Source organism: Mycetocola sp. Y442 (assembly GCF_056898615.1).
In genome coordinates, this window is record NZ_JBXHBV010000003.1 from 836,715 (window position 1) to 853,316 (window position 16,602).

General features: G+C 66.1%; 15 protein-coding genes. 14 read left to right on the top strand and 1 reads right to left on the bottom strand.

Features of this window, described 5'->3' with window-relative positions; all coding sequences use genetic code 11:
• Positions 1 to 108: 108 nt before the first annotated feature.
• The 14 genes from AC1X6S_RS15530 (at position 109) to AC1X6S_RS15595 (ending at position 15,015) form a co-directional block, all read left to right on the top strand.
• Positions 109 to 1,050, top strand: coding sequence for an acetaldehyde dehydrogenase (acetylating) (locus tag AC1X6S_RS15530; RefSeq protein ID WP_483406647.1), 942 nt, complete (start codon positions 109 to 111; stop codon positions 1,048 to 1,050).
• Between the two features lie 3 nt (positions 1,051 to 1,053).
• On the top strand, positions 1,054 to 2,085 hold the full coding sequence (gene dmpG, locus AC1X6S_RS15535; RefSeq protein ID WP_483406648.1) for a 4-hydroxy-2-oxovalerate aldolase: 1,032 nt from the start codon (positions 1,054 to 1,056) through the stop codon (positions 2,083 to 2,085).
• Positions 2,086 to 2,087: 2 nt separating this feature from the next.
• Entirely contained in the window at positions 2,088 to 2,888 is an 801-nt protein-coding gene (locus AC1X6S_RS15540; RefSeq protein ID WP_483406649.1) for an HpcH/HpaI aldolase family protein, read from the top strand.
• Positions 2,885 to 4,207 carry an MFS transporter gene (locus AC1X6S_RS15545; RefSeq protein WP_483406650.1) on the top strand — a complete coding sequence of 441 codons (1,323 nt, stop codon included), beginning with the start codon at positions 2,885 to 2,887 and terminating at the stop codon, positions 4,205 to 4,207. The genes AC1X6S_RS15540 and AC1X6S_RS15545 overlap by 4 nt, the downstream gene beginning before the upstream one ends.
• Before the next feature lie 161 nt (positions 4,208 to 4,368).
• Positions 4,369 to 5,205 (top strand): polyphosphate kinase 2, encoded by an 837-nt coding sequence (gene ppk2 / locus AC1X6S_RS15550; RefSeq protein WP_483406722.1) that lies wholly within the window; start codon positions 4,369 to 4,371, stop codon positions 5,203 to 5,205.
• 178 nt (positions 5,206 to 5,383) lie between these two features.
• Positions 5,384 to 6,577, top strand: a complete 1,194-nt coding sequence (locus AC1X6S_RS15555) for a thiolase family protein (RefSeq protein ID WP_483406651.1) — start codon at positions 5,384 to 5,386, stop codon at positions 6,575 to 6,577.
• A 138-nt stretch (positions 6,578 to 6,715) separates the two neighbouring features.
• Positions 6,716 to 7,480 carry an SDR family NAD(P)-dependent oxidoreductase gene (locus AC1X6S_RS15560; RefSeq protein ID WP_483406652.1) on the top strand — a complete coding sequence of 255 codons (765 nt, stop codon included), beginning with the start codon at positions 6,716 to 6,718 and terminating at the stop codon, positions 7,478 to 7,480.
• 157 nt (positions 7,481 to 7,637) lie between these two features.
• The gene (locus AC1X6S_RS15565) at positions 7,638 to 8,411 is read left to right on the top strand and encodes an enoyl-CoA hydratase/isomerase family protein (protein WP_483406653.1); all 774 of its coding nucleotides are present in this window, start codon (positions 7,638 to 7,640) and stop codon (positions 8,409 to 8,411) included.
• 200 nt (positions 8,412 to 8,611) lie between these two features.
• Entirely contained in the window at positions 8,612 to 9,439 is an 828-nt protein-coding gene (locus tag AC1X6S_RS15570; protein ID WP_483406654.1) for an SDR family oxidoreductase, read from the top strand.
• A 157-nt stretch (positions 9,440 to 9,596) separates the two neighbouring features.
• Positions 9,597 to 10,631, top strand: a complete 1,035-nt coding sequence (locus AC1X6S_RS15575; protein WP_483406655.1) for an enoyl-CoA hydratase/isomerase family protein — start codon at positions 9,597 to 9,599, stop codon at positions 10,629 to 10,631.
• Between the two features lie 104 nt (positions 10,632 to 10,735).
• A complete protein-coding gene (locus AC1X6S_RS15580; RefSeq protein ID WP_483406656.1) occupies positions 10,736 to 11,404 on the top strand; it encodes a GntR family transcriptional regulator in 669 nt (222 codons plus the stop codon).
• The gene (locus tag AC1X6S_RS15585) at positions 11,401 to 12,924 is read left to right on the top strand and encodes an MmgE/PrpD family protein (protein WP_483406657.1); all 1,524 of its coding nucleotides are present in this window, start codon (positions 11,401 to 11,403) and stop codon (positions 12,922 to 12,924) included. The genes AC1X6S_RS15580 and AC1X6S_RS15585 overlap by 4 nt, the downstream gene beginning before the upstream one ends.
• Positions 12,925 to 13,824, top strand: coding sequence for a methylisocitrate lyase (gene prpB / locus AC1X6S_RS15590; RefSeq protein WP_483406658.1), 900 nt, complete (start codon positions 12,925 to 12,927; stop codon positions 13,822 to 13,824).
• Positions 13,825 to 13,905: 81 nt separating this feature from the next.
• Positions 13,906 to 15,015 (top strand): bifunctional 2-methylcitrate synthase/citrate synthase, encoded by a 1,110-nt coding sequence (locus AC1X6S_RS15595; RefSeq protein WP_483406659.1) that lies wholly within the window; start codon positions 13,906 to 13,908, stop codon positions 15,013 to 15,015.
• 79 nt (positions 15,016 to 15,094) lie between these two features.
• Here the strand turns inward: AC1X6S_RS15595 and AC1X6S_RS15600 are convergent, their stop codons facing one another.
• On the bottom strand, positions 15,095 to 16,474 hold the full coding sequence (locus AC1X6S_RS15600; RefSeq protein ID WP_483406660.1) for an FAD-binding oxidoreductase: 1,380 nt from the start codon (positions 16,472 to 16,474) through the stop codon (positions 15,095 to 15,097).
• Positions 16,475 to 16,602: the final 128 nt, after the last annotated feature.

The following is a 16,602-nucleotide window of genomic DNA, read 5'->3' on the forward strand; positions in this document are numbered from 1 at the left end:
CCGGCCGGTTGACAAACTCCCCCTCAGCGTGTTCGATATCTAGAACAAGCGTCGAAGTTTCGAACAGCGAAACGGAGGCGCTCCACAGCGCAGTGAAAGGAGCGGACAATGCCACAGGGCGTTCCCGCAGCCATCATCGGGTCAGGCAACATCGGCACCGACCTCATGATCAAGATCCTCCGGGGAAGCGGCATCCTCTCCGTTTCGGCGATGGTGGGAATCGATCCGGAATCCGACGGGCTCGCGCGCGCCGCCCGCCTCGGGGTCACCGCGATCTCGACAGGGGTGGACGGACTCATCGCGTCGGCCGAGTTCACCGACATCGAGATCGTGTTCGACGCGACCTCAGCCGGTGCCCACCGGCACAACGCCGAAAAGCTGCGTGCCGCCAAGCCGGGTATCCGGCTCATCGACCTCACTCCAGCGGCGATCGGGCCGTATTGTGTCCCCGTCGTGAACCTCGAGCAGCACCTCGATGCACCCAACGTCAACATGGTGACCTGCGGCGGGCAGGCGACCATTCCGATCGTCGCGGCGGTGTCAGCGGTCACGCCGGTGCACTACGCCGAGATCGTCGCCTCTATCTCGAGCCGTTCGGCAGGGCCAGGTACCCGCGCGAACATCGACGAGTTCACCGAGACCACCGCCCAGGCCCTGCAGACCGTCGGCGGCGCCACATCCAGCAAAGCCCTCATCATCCTGAACCCCGCCGAGCCTCCCCTGATGATGCGCGATACCGTGTACGTCCTGACGGATGCCGCCGACCGCGACGCGATCGAAGCATCCGTCATTGAAATGGTGGAGAAGGTCAACGCCTACGTCCCCGGGTACCGGCTCAAGCAGCGGGTCCAGTTCGATGACATCACCGAGCCAGTGAACGTGCCGGGTGTCGGTGAGTTCACCGGCCTCAAGACAAGCGTGTTCCTCGAGGTGGAGGGCGCAGCGCACTACCTGCCCTCCTACGCGGGCAACCTCGACATCATGACCTCGGCCGCGCTCCGCACCGCCGAGACAATCGCAACGCACGCGCTCGCACTGGAGGTGGCATAAGCCATGACCGATTCACTCGTCCCGGACAAGCTCTTCATCTCAGACGTCACCCTTCGTGACGGCAGCCACGCGGTCCGCCACCAGTACACGGTGCAGAACGTCCGCGATATCGTCTCGGCACTGGATGCCGCTGGCGTCGACAGCGTCGAAGTTGCTCACGGCGACGGCCTCAACGGGTCGAGCGTTGCCTTCGGGTTCTCGCGCCACTCCGATGTCGAACTGATCGAAGCGGCGGCAGAGACGGCATCCAATATCGCCATCGCCACGCTCCTGCTTCCGGGTGTCGGCACCATCTCCGACCTGAAGCGAGCGGCATCCGCTGGCGTCAGCTACGTGCGCGTTGCCACCCACTGCACTGAGGCGGATACTTCGGCGCAGCACATCGGCACGGCTCGCGAGCTTGGTCTGAACACGACGGGCTTTCTCATGATGAGCGCGCTGACAACGCCGTCAGAGCTCGGCGGGCAGGCCAAGCTCATGGAGAGCTACGGTGCCCAGTGCATCTATGTCGTCGATTCTTCCGGCGCCCAGACGATGGACGACGTGACCGACCGTGTGAACGCCCTCCGCGACGTCCTGGAGCCGGACACCGAGATCGGTATCCACGCTCACCACAACCTGTCGCTCGGCGTCGCCAACTCGATTGCCGCGGTCAAGGCCGGGGCAAACCGGGTCGACGCGAGCCTCACCGGAATGGGCGCTGGTGCGGGAAACGCACCGCTCGAGGTCTTCATCGCCGTCGCTGACAAGCTCGGCTGGAACCACGGTACCGATGTCATGGCGCTGATGAACGCCGCAGACGACATCGTCCGGCCCCTCCAGGTCCGCCCGGTGCAGGTGGACCGTGAGACTCTGGGGCTCGGGTACGCGAACGTTTATTCCTCCTTCCTGCTGCACGCCGAGACGGCATCGGCCAAGTACGGCATCCCCACCATCGAAATCCTGCTCGAACTCGGCCGCCGCAAGATGGTCGGCGGGCAGGAAGACATGATCGTCGACGTCGCCCTCGACCTGCTCAAGCAGAAGGCCGCCTAGCCATGTCATACGGCTCGCTGCCTCAGGCATCGGGGGGTGGTTCCGGGACGCTGCGCGCACGACTCAGGGAGACGAGCGTCGTCGGCACCTTTCAGGTCATCGCGAGCGCAACGGTCACCGAGGTCCTCGCGGCGACGGGTGCCGGTGTCATTGTCGCTGACGCCGAGCATGCCGCGCTGAACCCGTCTGGCCTGGAGGAGCTCGTCCGCGCGGGCGATGCGCACGGAACCCCCGTTCTCATCCGCGTACCAGGAGTCGGCGCTGACCACAGCCGCGCGCTCGACACGGGTGCAGCGGGAATTGTCGTTCCCAGGGTCGAGAGCGCGGATGACGCCCGTGCGATCGTTCGTGCCACCCGGTTTCCGCCGCTTGGGGCGCGGGGGCTCGGCCCAGCCCGGGCCACGACGTTCGGTCTCGACCTCGTCACCCACCGCGACCGCGCGAACGACGACCTCCTCGTCGTTGTGATGATCGAAACACGTGCCGGGCTCGCCGCGCTCGACGAGATCGTGTCGGTCGACGGTATCGACGTGATCATGGTCGGCCCGGCCGACCTCGCGTCGAGCCTGGGCGCGCCGATCGGCAGCGAGGAGCACTCGGATGCCGTCTCGCGGATCCTGCAGGCAGCCCTTTCCGCTGGGCGCCAGACCGCCATCCACTGTGCGGATGCCGACGAAGCCGCGCGATTCCGGGACCGCGGAGTGCGCCTGCTGCTCATCGGCACAGATGTTTCCTTCCTCGCCGGCAACGCGTCGGCGACTTTTCACGCAGTACCCTTCAACGATGAAAGGCCAGAACTATGACGACCATTGCGGAGAACCCGGCCCCGCTTGACAGATCCGAGTTGATCGACGGACCGACCAGGAGGCGCGCGCTCTTCGGCAGCGCGGTCGGCAGCGCCGTCGAGTGGTACGACTACTTCCTCTACGGCACCATGTCCGCACTCGTCTTCGGGCCTCTCTTTTTCCCGTCGGATGACCCAGTGGCGAGCCAGATGCTCGCTCTCGCGTCCTTCGCGCTTGCGTTCCTGATCCGCCCGATCGGCGGCATCCTGTTCAGCCACATCGGCGACCGGATCGGCCGGAAGAAGACGCTGGTCATCACGCTGACCATCATGGGTGTTGCCACAGTCGCCATCGGCCTCATGCCGACGTTCGACATGATCGGAATGTGGGCACCGATTCTGCTCACGGTGCTCCGGCTGCTGCAGGGCCTGGCCCTCGGCGGTGAGTGGGGTGGCGGACTCCTCATGGCGGTCGAGTACGCGCCACGAAACAAGCGCGGACTCTACGGTGCAGTGCCGCAGACCGGTGCGTTGTTCGGTCTGGCGCTCGGAAACCTCGCGGCATCCGCAACCAGTTCGATCTTCAGTAACGAAGATTTCCTCGCTTTCGGCTGGCGCATTCCGTTCCTGTTCTCGATTGTTCTCGTCGCCATTGGACTCTGGATCCGTCACAGCGTCGCCGAGACGCCGTCGTTCAAGAACGTGGTCGCGACCAACACAACGGCTAAGGTGCCACTGCTCACGACGCTGCGTCACCACTGGCGGGCCGTGCTCATCACGATCGGTGCGAAGTTCATCGAGACCTCGACGTTCTTCATCTTTGCGACGTTCACCGTGTCGTATGCCGTTGGCCTCGGCTATGAGCGCAGTGAAGCGCTCAACGCCGTTCTGATTGCGGCCGTCGTCGCCATCCCGGTGATGCTCGGCGTCGGCAGCCTGTCAGACCGTCTTGGCCGCAAGAAGATGTTCATCATCGGCTCGGTTCTCGTGATGATCTACATCGTCCCGTACTTCTGGCTGGTCAACCAGGGCTCGTTCCTCCTTCTCACCCTCGCGGTGGTTGTCGGTTTCAGCTTCATCTGGTCGATGTACGGCGCGGTGCTCGGCACCTTCTTCGCCGAGAGCTACACGGCCGATGTGCGCTACACGGGCGTCTCACTGGGCTACCAGATCGGTGCGGCGCTCGTCGGCGGACCTGCGCCCCTCATCGCGACGGCCCTGCTCGCAGGCTTCGGCGGGAGTTACGTCCCGATCGGCATGTTCATCATGGCGTGCGCCGTGGTTTCGATCATCGCCGTCGGAGTGTCGAAGGACCGCTCCGGGCAGCCGCTCGACTGAGTCCGCTTGTGCAGTGAGGTGCCCCTGCCCGCGCATGTGCGGGCAGGGGCCTTTGCATGCGACCGCACCCGCACCCTCACTCGCCGCGCGCCAGAGGTCAGGCAGACCCTATGATCGTGCGATCGGTGTTGAAAGTCAGTGGTGTAGCGAAAAGGACAACCATGTCGAAGTCGAAAAAGTCGGGTGCCATCAAACGCGTCTCCAAGCCACTGTACGAGCAAGAACTTGCGCGATTGCAAGCCGAGCTGGTGAGCATGCAGCAATGGATCATTGAGACCGGCGCTCGTGTTCTGGTTATCTTCGAGGGCCGGGACGCCGCGGGTAAAGGTGGCGCGATCAAACGGATCGTCCAGTACCTCAATCCACGCTCAGCACGGGTCGTCGCGCTTCCAACGCCGAGTGAACGCGAGAAGGGGCAATGGTACTTTCAGCGGTACATCGAACACCTGCCCACCACCGGGGAAATCGTCCTCATGGATCGCTCCTGGTACAACCGTGCCGGGGTTGAACGGGTCATGGGGTATTGCACCGATGAGCAGTACCACCGCTTTCTCGAGCAGGTCCCCCAGGTGGAAAAGATGCTGATTGACGACGGGATCATTCTCGTGAAGTACTGGTTCTCCGTGTCGGACACCATTCAAGAACAACGGTTTCACTCGCGTCTGGAAGACCCGATGCGCCGCTGGAAACTCTCCGACACTGACCTCTTCTCGATCACCCGGTGGGAAGACTACTCGCGAGCCAAAGACGATATGTTCGCGGCGACCGACCACTCCTCCGCGCCGTGGTGGACCATCGAGAGCGACGACAAGCGCGCTGCACGCCTCAACTCCATCAAACATCTCCTGGATCAAATCCCGTACGAACGTCGTGAGCCGGAGAAGGTGACCATCCCCGAACGCCCGGTCGCTGCCTCGTACGAACGACCCTCCCGCGATCAAACCAACTTCGTCGCTGACCACGCGAAAAGCCTGAAGCAGAAGAAAAGCCTCAAATAGAACAGGAAGTTCGCGTTCGGTCAGGCACGGCGGGCAGGCGACACCGCATCTCCAACGACTGGCGCGAACGAGCTCTCACCGCGCTTACTCTCGAGAAGCCGGGCCCTCGTGCGGTGGTCCGGCAGGAGGCATCCGTCGTACGCTCGAAGGGCACGTTCGCCGATCGGAGAAGATCCCCATGTCACGAGCAGTTCTTGTCGATGTTGTTCGCACCGCGTCCGGGCGCGGGAAGCACGGGGGAGGACTCAGAGGAATCCACCCCGTCGATTTGCTTGCCCAGACACTGCAGCGCCTCGTCGAGCGTGTCGACCTCGACCCGGCGCTGGTCGACGACGTCATCGCCGGCTGTGTGACCCAGGCCGGTCGGCAGTCAACGAACATCGCCAGGAACGCCGTGCTCGCGGCCGGATTCCCCGAGACGGTCCCGGGCACCACCGTCGACAGGCAATGTGGCTCGAGCCAGCAGGCCGCCCAGTTCGCGGCGCAGGCGGTTATCGCCGGAACAAGCGACATCGTCATCGCGTGCGGTGTCGAGCAGATGAGCCAGCAGCCGATCGGCTACTCGACCCTGGGCGAGGACTACCTCGGCCCCATGGTCGCCCACCGCTACCCGGAGGGCCTGGTGTCGCAGGGCATCGCCGCCGAACTCATCGCCGCCCGCTGGAACATCAGCCGCGCCGAACTCGACGCGTTCGCCGCGCGGTCACACGCCCGCGCGACGGCCGCCCTCGATCGGGGCCTGTTCAGCTCCGAGGTCGTCCCGATCACCCTCGTGGCGCTCGACGGATCCACAACGACCTTCGGCGTCGACGAAACGGTCCGCCGTAGTACGACGGCGGATGCCCTGGCGCAGCTGCCGCCCGCATTCCACACGGATGCCGTTGCCGAACGATTCCCGGAAATCGGCTGGAGCATCACGGCGGGCAACTCGTCGCCACTTACCGATGGAGCATCCGCGGCACTTATCATGAGCGAGGAGAAGGCCGAACAGCTCGGGCTCACTCCCCGCGCACGGTTCGTCGGGTTCACGGCGGTCGGCAGTGATCCGCTCGAGATGCTCACCGGAATCATCCCAGCGACCCGCCGCATCCTCGACCGCACAGGGATCGCCCTCGATGACATCGACGTGTTCGAGGTCAACGAGGCGTTCGCGTCCGTGCCGATCGCCTGGCAGCGCGAGTTCGACGTCGACGAGTCGAAGCTCAACCCCTGGGGCGGAGCGATCGCACTCGGCCACCCGCTCGGCGCGTCAGGCACCCGGATCCTCGCGACCCTCGTCAACGCGCTGCAGACCGGCGACGGCCGATACGGGCTTCAGGTGATGTGCGAGGGCGGCGGCATGGCGAACGCCACGATCATCGAGCGGTTGTAGCCTCGGCGAGAGTTGTGGACTCAGTACAACGGCGTCGCTCCTGCGCCCGGCGACAGCCACCTGCCACGACAAGCCGGCCACCGCGGTTGGCGGCGCACCCATAGGCTGCACGTGACTCGTTCTCTGGAGGATCAAGCAATGAAGCTCGACGGAATTTCGGCACTCATCACCGGTGGTGCATCAGGTCTCGGCAACGCGACAGCGACCAGGCTCGCGGCGCTCGGCGTTGCCGTCGTCATCGTCGATCTGCCCGGTTCGAACGGTGCGGATGCCGCGTCGCGGCTGGGCGAGAATGCCCGGTTCGTCGCCGCCGACGTGACGAACGAAGACCAGGTGCAGGCGGCCGTCGATGCAGCCACCGCCCTCGCCCCGCTCGGCATCGTCGTGAACTGCGCGGGGGTGGCTACCCCCGGCAAGGTGCTCGGTCGCGACGGGACTCTCCCCCTCGCGACCTTCAACACGGTGATCCAGATCAACCTCGTCGGTACGTTCAACGTCGTGCGGCTCGCCGCTGCTGCGATGTCTCAGAACGCACCGGACGAGAACGGAGGCCGCGGACTCATCGTGAACACGGCATCCGTCGCTGCCTTCGACGGGCAGATCGGCCAGCCGGCCTACGCCGCGTCGAAGGGCGCTGTGCACGCGATGACGCTGCCGCTTGCCAGGGAACTGGCGAGGTACGGCATCCGCGTGAATACGATTGCGCCAGGAATCATGGAGACGCCGATGCTGATGGGCCTGCCGCAGGAAGCCCAGGACTCGCTCGGCACCCAGGTCCCGTTCCCGTCGCGCCTCGGCCGCCCCGACGAGTACTCCGCGCTCGTCCAGCACCTCGCCGAAAACGACTACCTCAACGGTGAGACCATTCGGCTCGACGGAGCGATCCGGATGGCGCCGAAGTAGGCGCACCCCGCCGGACCCCGCCGAGAACACTACTTCCGGTCGAGAACATCCCGCGCAACTGATGTTCTCGACCGCAACGGATGATCTCGCCCAGACACATCTCTCCCAGGCACACCTCGCCCCAGACACCGACAGACCTCACAACGAAAGTGATCGCATGACAGACAGCATCCTTCTCACCGTCGACGACGGGCTCGCCCACGTCACGCTCAACCGTCCGGCCCGGCTCAACGCCGTCAACGAGGACGCTGCGCGCGCCTGGCGTGACATCGCCCAGCAGGTCGCTGACCGCGACGACATCGGCGCCGTGCTCCTCGACGCCGCAGGACCCGCGTTCTGCGCCGGCGGCGACGTCGCCGAGATGAGCGCGCTCGGTGGCGACACCGGCTCAACCATTGGCAGCATCGCCGACATCATCCACGAGGGGCACCGGATCTTCACCACCACCCCGAAGCCGATGGTCGCGGCAGTTCACGGCGCCGTCGCCGGTGGGGGCCTCGGTTTCATGCTCGTCGCCGACTACATTGTCGCCGCGGAGTCGTCGAAGTTCGTCTCGAAATACGCCGATATCGGCCTCACCCCAGATTGCGGCGTCTCCACCCTCCTGCCAGAGGCAATCGGCGTGCGGCGGGCGCTACAGCTCGCCCTCAGCAGCAAACTGCTGACCGCGGCCGAAGCCCTCGACTGGGGACTCGTCGCCGAAGTGGTTGCCGACGGCGAGACGGATGCCCGTGCGCGCGAAGTCGCAAACGTCTGGCTTTCGGGCGCTACCGCGGCGTTCGGGCAGGCAAAGCGCCTTCTCCGCGACGGTGCCTTCCGCGACTTCCAGTCCAACCTCGACGACGAGTCACGCACCATCAACGCTGCGGCAGCCACCGACGAGGCCCGTGCGCGGATCGCCGCGTTCGCTGCCCGCTCGGCCCGCCGATAGCATCCGCTCGCCCGGTCGCCGCGTCGCGCCCGCTCGTGTCACGCCCGGCGAAAGCATCACTTCCGGTCGAGAACATCCCGCGCAACTGATGCTCTCGACCGGAACTGATGCGCTCGGCGCGACAGACCGCCCGACCCCGCCACCCCGCCATCCAGCCAAACGGTATCCACCACGTCTCCCCTCAGAACGAAAGTGACCCCATGACCGCACCACTCGCCGGAAAGACCCTCCTCATGTCGGGCGGAAGCCGCGGCATCGGCCTCGCCATTGCCCTCCGCGCTGCTCGCGACGGCGCCAACATCACGCTGCTTGCCAAGACCGACACTCCAGACCCGCGCCTCGAGGGCACCATCCACACCGCAGCGGATGCCATCCGCCAGGCCGGTGGGCAGGCGCTCGCCGTCGTCGGCGACGTGCGCGACGATGCCTCGATCGCCGACGCCGTCGCACAAACGGTCGACACCTTCGGCGGTGTCGACATCGTCGTCAACAACGCGAGCGTGATCAGCCTCGCCCGCACGCTCGAGCTCGAGCCCAAGCGCTTCGACCTCATGCAGGACGTCAACATGCGCGGCACCTTCATGCTCTCGCGCGCGGCGATCCCGCACCTCAAAGAGGCGCCGAACGCCCACATCCTGTCGCTCAGCCCGCCGATCAACCTCGACCCGAAGTGGCTCGGCGCGCACACCGGATACACCCTCGCGAAGTACGGCATGTCGATGGCGACCCTCGGTTTCGCCGCCGAATTCGCCCGCGATGGCATCGCCGCCAACACGCTCTGGCCGCGCACGACGATCAAGACGGCCGCGGTCGGCAACATCCTCGGCGGTGAGGCGCTGCTCGCGAAGAGCCGCACGCCGGAGATCTACGCGGATGCCGCCTATGAGGTCCTGACGAAGCCGTCACGGGAGTACACCGGCCAGTCCCTGATCGTGGAGGACGTGCTGATTGCCGCTGGGGTCACCGACTTCTCGCAGTACTCACCGGGTGTCGACGAGAAAGACCTGTTCCCCGACATCTTCCTGTAGGGCGCGAGCCGACCCGGCGAGAGCATCACTTCCGGTCGAGAGCATCGCGCGCAACCGATGTACTCGACCGGAACTGATGCGTTCGGGCACCACCGCCCCCGCACCGGGTGTACTCGGGCCCGAGCGCCATACCCTTGATCGACGGAAGGAGTCAGCAGTGGACGACCTCGACACCCGCGTGGCCAACGGCATCGGCCGCATCACTCTCAACCGGCCTCAGGTGCTCAACGCCCTGACCCACGAGATGATTCGCGGTATCGCCGACGCGCTCGAACGCTGGCGGTCCGATCCCGAGGTCGCGATGGTGCTCATCGATGGCGCTGGCGACCGCGGCCTCTGCGCCGGCGGCGACATCCGTGGCCTTCGCCAGCACGCCCTCGACGGACGCAACGACCTCTCCCGCCGGTTCTGGCGCGACGAGTACGAGCTCTGCGCCACGATCGACGAGTATCCCAAGCCATACATCGCTCTCATGACCGGAATCACCATGGGCGGGGGCGTCGGCGTCTCCGCGCACGGCAGCATCCGGATCGTCACCGAATCCAGCCGCGTGGCCATGCCCGAAACGCGCATCGGCTTCAGCCCGGACGTCGGCGGCACCTGGCTGCTCGCGCACGCCCCGGGTGAACTCGGCACCTACCTCGGCCTCAACGGCCAGACGATGAGCGGTGCGGATGCTGTCGCTTGCGGGTTCGCGGACTATTACGTGCCATCCGACCGGCTGCCCCGGCTCATCGAGGCCCTCGGTGACCAGGCGGGCTCCGGCTCGCCCTCCGACGTGGCTCTCCGCTTCTCGGAGGAACCGCCGACGTCGACGCTTGAGGCCGAGCGCGAGTGGATCGACCGGTGTTATTCGGCGGACTCGGTTGCCGAGATCCTCGACCGGTTGCGCGCGGAACCCGGGCCGGAAGCCGCTGACGCGGCCGGTGAACTGGACGCGCTGTCGCCGATGGCACTCACCGTCGCGCTCGCCGCTCTCCGCCGGGCTCGTGAACTCGGCTCCCTTCGGGAGGCTCTCGCGCAGGAATACCGCACCTCGGCGTGGCTCGCTGAGCAGCCGGACCTCGCGGAGGGCATTCGGGCACAGGTGGTCGACAAGGATCGCTCACCGAAGTGGCTGCCATCCAGGCTGGCCGCTGTTCCGCCATCCCTTGCGGCTACGGCGCTCGGGCACCGTCCCCCTCGGCATTGAGCCATTTCCTCATCGGTATACCGAAGAGCGTAAAACAACCGCCAACCGCGCGAAATCTCCGCCTTCTGTATACCCGCAGCGCGGCATCCGCGTATACTGGGCCTGTGCGAGCGAGCGATAAGGCCTACGACGTCCTCAAGGAGGACATCCTGTCGTGGAAGCTCCGCCCTGGCACTGTCCTCGGTGAGACCGAGCAATCCGAGCGATTGGGCATCTCCAGGACTCCGCTGCGCGAGGCGATCACCCGGCTCGCCGCCGAGGGGCTCGTCGACACCCAGCGTGGCCGCGCCGGCGTCGTCACCGATGTCTCAGCAGCCAACCTCGCCGAACTCTTCGAGCTTCGCGAAGCACTCGAAACCCAGGCAGCCCGACTCGCCGCCCGACGCCGCAGTGCGACGGTCTTTGAAGCACTTCGCGTCGATTTCGAGAACGCGCGCGCCACAGTCGCCGAGGACACGGCGGGCTACTACGCCGTCGTGGCGCGGCTCGACGCCGCCATCGACGACGCTATGGCGAACCGGTTTCTCCTCTCATCGCTCAGGGGCCTTCGCGGTCACCTCGCCCGCGCCCGCCGGCTCGCGCAGGACAACCCCGACAGACTCATCGAGAGCATCGGCGAACACCTGCTCATCGTGCAGGCCATCCTCGACCGCGACGAAATCCTTGCCGCGCAGGCCACAGCTGTGCACCTGCGCAAGAGCCTCACCAACCTGCTTGACACCGCCGCGCTGAATGCCGGCGCCCCCGAGTCTTCGATGAAAGGAACACTATGAAGACCCACCACCTGCGCGTCCACACGAGCGAAGAGAACCTCTCCCGCGAGGGCCAGCTCGCCTGGGCTCTCGCCGAGGTTGCCGCCGACCCGGTCGAGGTCACCGAAGAGGTCACCGACATGATCATCAACCGGATGATCGACAACGCCGCTGTCGCCGCGGCGTCGCTCACCCGCGGCCCCGTCGTCGCCGCCAGGTCGCAGGCGCTCGCGCATCCCGTCACCACGGGAGGAAACGGGTCGACGGTGTTCGGTCCGGATGCCGCGCGTCGCGTCAGCCCGGAATGGGCGGCGTGGGCAAACGGCGTCGCCGTGCGCGAACTCGACTACCACGACACGTTCCTCGCTGCCGAGTACTCGCACCCCGGTGACAACATCCCACCGCTCGTCGCCGTCGCCCAGCACGTCGGCGCGACCGGCCACGACCTCGTCCGAGGAATCGCGACCGGCTACGAGATCCAGATCGATCTCGTCAAGGCGATCAGCCTGCACGCCCACAAGATCGACCACGTTGCTCACCTCGGCCCATCCGCGGCCGCCGGAATCGGCACCATGCTCGGACTCGACGTCGAAACCATCTTCCAGGCCATCGGCCAGGCGCTGCACACCACGACGGCGACCCGCCAGTCCCGCAAGGGCCAGATCTCCACCTGGAAGGCGCACGCTCCGGCGTTCGCGGGAAAGATGGCCGTCGAAGCCGTTGACCGTGCGATGCGCGGCCAGACCTCGCCCGAACCCATCTACGAGGGCGAAGACGGTGTCGTCGCGTGGATGCTCGACGGACCGAACGCCTCGTACGACGTGCCGCTCCCCGAGGCCGGCGAGGCCAAGCGCGCCATCCTCGACAGCTACACGAAGGAGCACTCCGCCGAGTACCAGGCCCAGGCCTGGATCGACCTCGCGCGGAAACTGCACAACGAGCACCCTGAACTGCTCGTTCCCGGCGCCATCGACCGCGTCGTCCTCCACACCTCGCACCACACGCACTACGTCATCGGCTCAGGCGCGAACGACCCGCAGAAGTACGACCCGACGGCGTCGCGTGAGACCCTCGACCACTCCATCCCGTATATCTTCACCGTCGCGCTGCAGGACGGCCGCTGGCACCACGTCGACTCCTACTCTCCCGAGCGGGCAGCACGACCGGACACCGTCGAGCTGTGGAATCGGGTGAGCACGGAGGAAGACGCCGAGTGGACGCGCCGCTACCACTCCATCGACCCCGCTGAGAAGGCCTTCGGCGGGCGCGTCGAGATCACCCTCACCGATGGAACCACGATCGTCGACGAGATCGCCGTCGCCGATGCGCACCCGCTCGGCGCCCGGCCGTTCGTGCGCGAGGACTACATCGCCAAGTTCCGCATGCTGGCGGAGCCTGTGCTCGAGCCCGAAGAGATCGAGCGTTTCCTCACCACAGTTCAGCGCCTGCCTGAACTCACCGCTGACGAGCTCGGCGGGCTGACCATCCAGGCGGCATCCGGTGTTCTCGCCGGAGTTGAATCACCGAAGGGACTGTTCTAAATGCTGTACGCCAAGACCACACCGGAGGAGAAGCGCCGGATCTTCCGTGACCGCCTCGCCACCGGTGAACTGCTCCGTTTCCCCGGGGCGTTCAACCCCCTCTCCGCACGGCTGATCGAGCAGAAGGGCTTCGACGGCGTCTACATCTCCGGCGCTGTCCTGAGCGCTGACCTCGGCCTGCCCGACATCGGCCTGACCACCCTCACCGAGGTGGCCGGCCGTGCGAAGCAGATCGCCCGGATGACCGAACTGCCCGCACTCGTCGACGCCGACACCGGCTTCGGCGAGCCGATGAACGTCGCCCGCACCATCCAGGAACTCGAGGATGCAGGCCTGGCCGGCATGCACATCGAGGACCAGGTCAACCCGAAGCGCTGCGGTCACCTCGACGGCAAGCAGGTCGTCGATGAGTCGACAGCGCTCAAGCGGATTCGCTCGGCAGCCGATGCGCGTCGCGACGACAACTTCCTCATCATGGCGCGCACCGACATCCGTGCCGTTGATGGACTGGATGCCGCGATCGACCGGGCAAAGAAACTCGTCGACGCCGGCGCGGACGCCATCTTCCCCGAGGCCATGCGTGACCTCGGCGAGTTTGAGGCCGTTCGCAAGGCCGTCGATGTGCCGATCCTCGCCAACATGACCGAGTTCGGCAAGAGCGAGCTCTTCACGAGCGCGCAGCTCGCCGATGTTGGAATCAACATCGTGATCTGGCCCGTGTCGCTTCTCCGCACCGCCATGGGTGCAGCGGGCCGCGCGCTCGACACGCTCAACGACGAGGGCAGCCTCAGCTCGAAGCTCGGCGAGATGCAGCACCGCGCCGATCTCTACGAACTCGTCGACTACGAGGGCTACAACCAGTTCGACACCTCGGTGTTCAACTTCACCGTTGAACGGTAGGGTTCCTCGGACCAGCGGTGCGGCATCCCCGACCGCTGGTCCGCCCAGACTTTCGCACCACCCCACGCAAAGGAGCACGGCATGACAGACACCGACATCAAGAAGGGCCTCGCCGGAGTCGTTGTCGACTACACGGCTGTGTCCAAGGTCAACCCTGAGACCAACTCGCTGCTGTACCGCGGCTACCCGGTGCAGGAACTCGCCGCGAACTGCAGCTTCGAGCAGGTTGCCTACCTGCTTTGGCACGGTGAGCTGCCGACGGATGCCGAACTCAAGAAATTCGAGGATGTCGAGCGTGGGCAGCGTGCTCTCGACGACAGTGTGAAGGCCGTCGTCGACCTGCTGCCGATGACAGCTCACCCGATGGACGTACTGCGGACCGCGGTTTCGGCCATCGGTGCCACCGACCCGGATGCCGACGTCGCCACCGAGGAATCCAGCCTCAACAAGGCGGCCCGGCTGTACGCGCAGGTCCCGGCCATCGTGGCGTACGACCAGCGTCGCCGTCGCGGCGAAGACCTCATCCCGCCGCGCGACGACCTCGGCTACTCGGCGAACTTCCTCTATATGACGTTCGGTGAGGTGCCGGCGGATGCCGTTGTCGACGCGTTCAACGTGTCGATGATCCTCTACGCCGAGCACTCGTTCAACGCCTCGACGTTCACCGCACGCGTGATCACCTCGACCCTGGGTGACCTGTACTCCGCTGTGGTCGGCGGCATCGGCGCACTCAAGGGTGCGCTGCACGGCGGCGCAAACGAAGCGGTGATGCACACCTTCGACGAGATCGGCACTGCAGATCAGGCCGAGGCCTGGCTCGAGGAGGCGCTCGCCTCCAAGCGCAAGATCATGGGCTTTGGCCACCGCGTGTACAAGAACGGTGACTCGCGGGTGCCGACGATGAAGGCGGCGCTCGACACGCTCGCCGAGTACTACGACCGCCACGACATGGTCGAGTTGTACGACGCGCTCAACGACGCTATGACGAGCCGCAAGAACATCAAGCCGAACCTCGACTATCCGTCCGGGCCCGCCTACCACCTGATGGGCTTCGACACGCTGACCTTCACTCCGCTGTTCGTGGCGGCGCGGGTTGTGGGCTGGACGGCACACATCATGGAGCAGGCGGCGTCCAACGCGTTGATCCGGCCGCTGTCGGAGTACAACGGCCCCGACGAGCGCCACCTGTAGGCGGACCACGCGAGTTGCTGGGTTTGCACGGGTTGAGCGCGCCCTAACCCGTGCAAAACCAGCAACTCGAGGTGCGCGGTCAGGCCTGCGGCACCGGCTCCACCGGCCCAAAGGCGAACAGGCCATCGGGGTCGTAGGTCTTCCGAGCCCGGGCCAGCCGCTCGAACGTCTCGGGCGGCCACGCCTGGGCGAAGTGCTCAGGGGTCTCGACGTACGGCGAGAAGTTGATGTTCGTCTCCGGTGAGATCCACCGCGCCGCACGCTCGAGGAACGCGTTCGCAACCACGGGCATCCGTTCGAAGAGTGGCGGCACGACACCGATCAGTGTCAAGGTAAACGCACTGTTGCGACCACCGACCGCCGAACCGCCCTCAACGTCGTTCTGGGTCGCTGCGCCCAGCTGGCGGATCTCAACCGAGACGAAGGGCGAGTCGGCGTCCGGTCCGAAGCTCGCGAGGAGTTCGGTCACGAAGTCCTGGTCGATGGGCTTCAGCAGGACACCGAGGTCCCACAGGGGACTCGGGTCATCGGGGTCGGCGTGGATGGCGCCCATCGCCGTCGTGGGAATCTCGGCGACGCCGTCGACGTAGACCGGTGCCGCCTGACGGAGTGGCTGCAGGAGCTGGGCCCCGACCTCGGCGTCGCCCGGGTAGGCGAATCGCAAAGCCAGAACGAACCGGCCGCGGAAGGGTTCGGGGATTTCCTCGATCGGCGGCATCGACAACAGTGCGACCGAACTCGTCACGTCATCGGGAGCGGTCGCGGTCCAGTCCACCCACGCCCGGAGAGCAGTCTCGGCGTCGGGCGTGTCAAAGAAGAGGCTGCCGGCGTAGAGACTCACGAGCGGCACGAGTTCGAGCCGCATCTCGGTGACGACGCCGAGGCCGCCCTTGCCGCCGCGTAATGCCCAGAACAGCTCGGGGTTTTCCGCGGTTGTCGCGACCGCCACTGTGCCGTCCGCGACGACCACCCGGAACCCGCGGACCCAGTCCGCACTGAACCCGTGGCTTCGGGCGAGTGGACCGAGTCCTCCGCCGAGGGTGTACCCGACGGCGCCGACGTGTGGTGACGAGCCGGTGACCGGGGCGAGTCCGTACGGCGCGGCCGCGTCGATGACGGCACTCCACCTCGCCCCCGCCCCGATCGTCGCGATGCGTTCGTCCGAGTCGATCGACACCGCGTCGAGGCGGGAGGTGAGGATCAACAGACCCGACGTGATCGGCTTCCACGCGCCGTGACCCGTCGACTGCACGCTGACCGGGAGGTTGTGCTCGGCGGCGAACCGCACGGCGGTGGAAACGTCGGCCTCATCGGCCACGAGTACGGCGAGCTCTGGCTCGTGCACGATAAGGGTGTTCTGGGCGGCTACGTGTTCGGCCATCCCGGCGTCGCCGCGCTCGAAGACCTCACCGGTCACGGCAGCGCGGAGGGCCGAGACGTCGCTTGTCGAAAATGTCATGCGCGAACTCTACGCAGGCGTCCCGGTGTGCCGCCAGCCCGAAATCAGCCACAGTCCGGCCGCCACAGGACAAACCAGAACAAGCACCGGGCCGGGCCAGGCGGGGCTCGGAATGCCGGCGTGTCGGT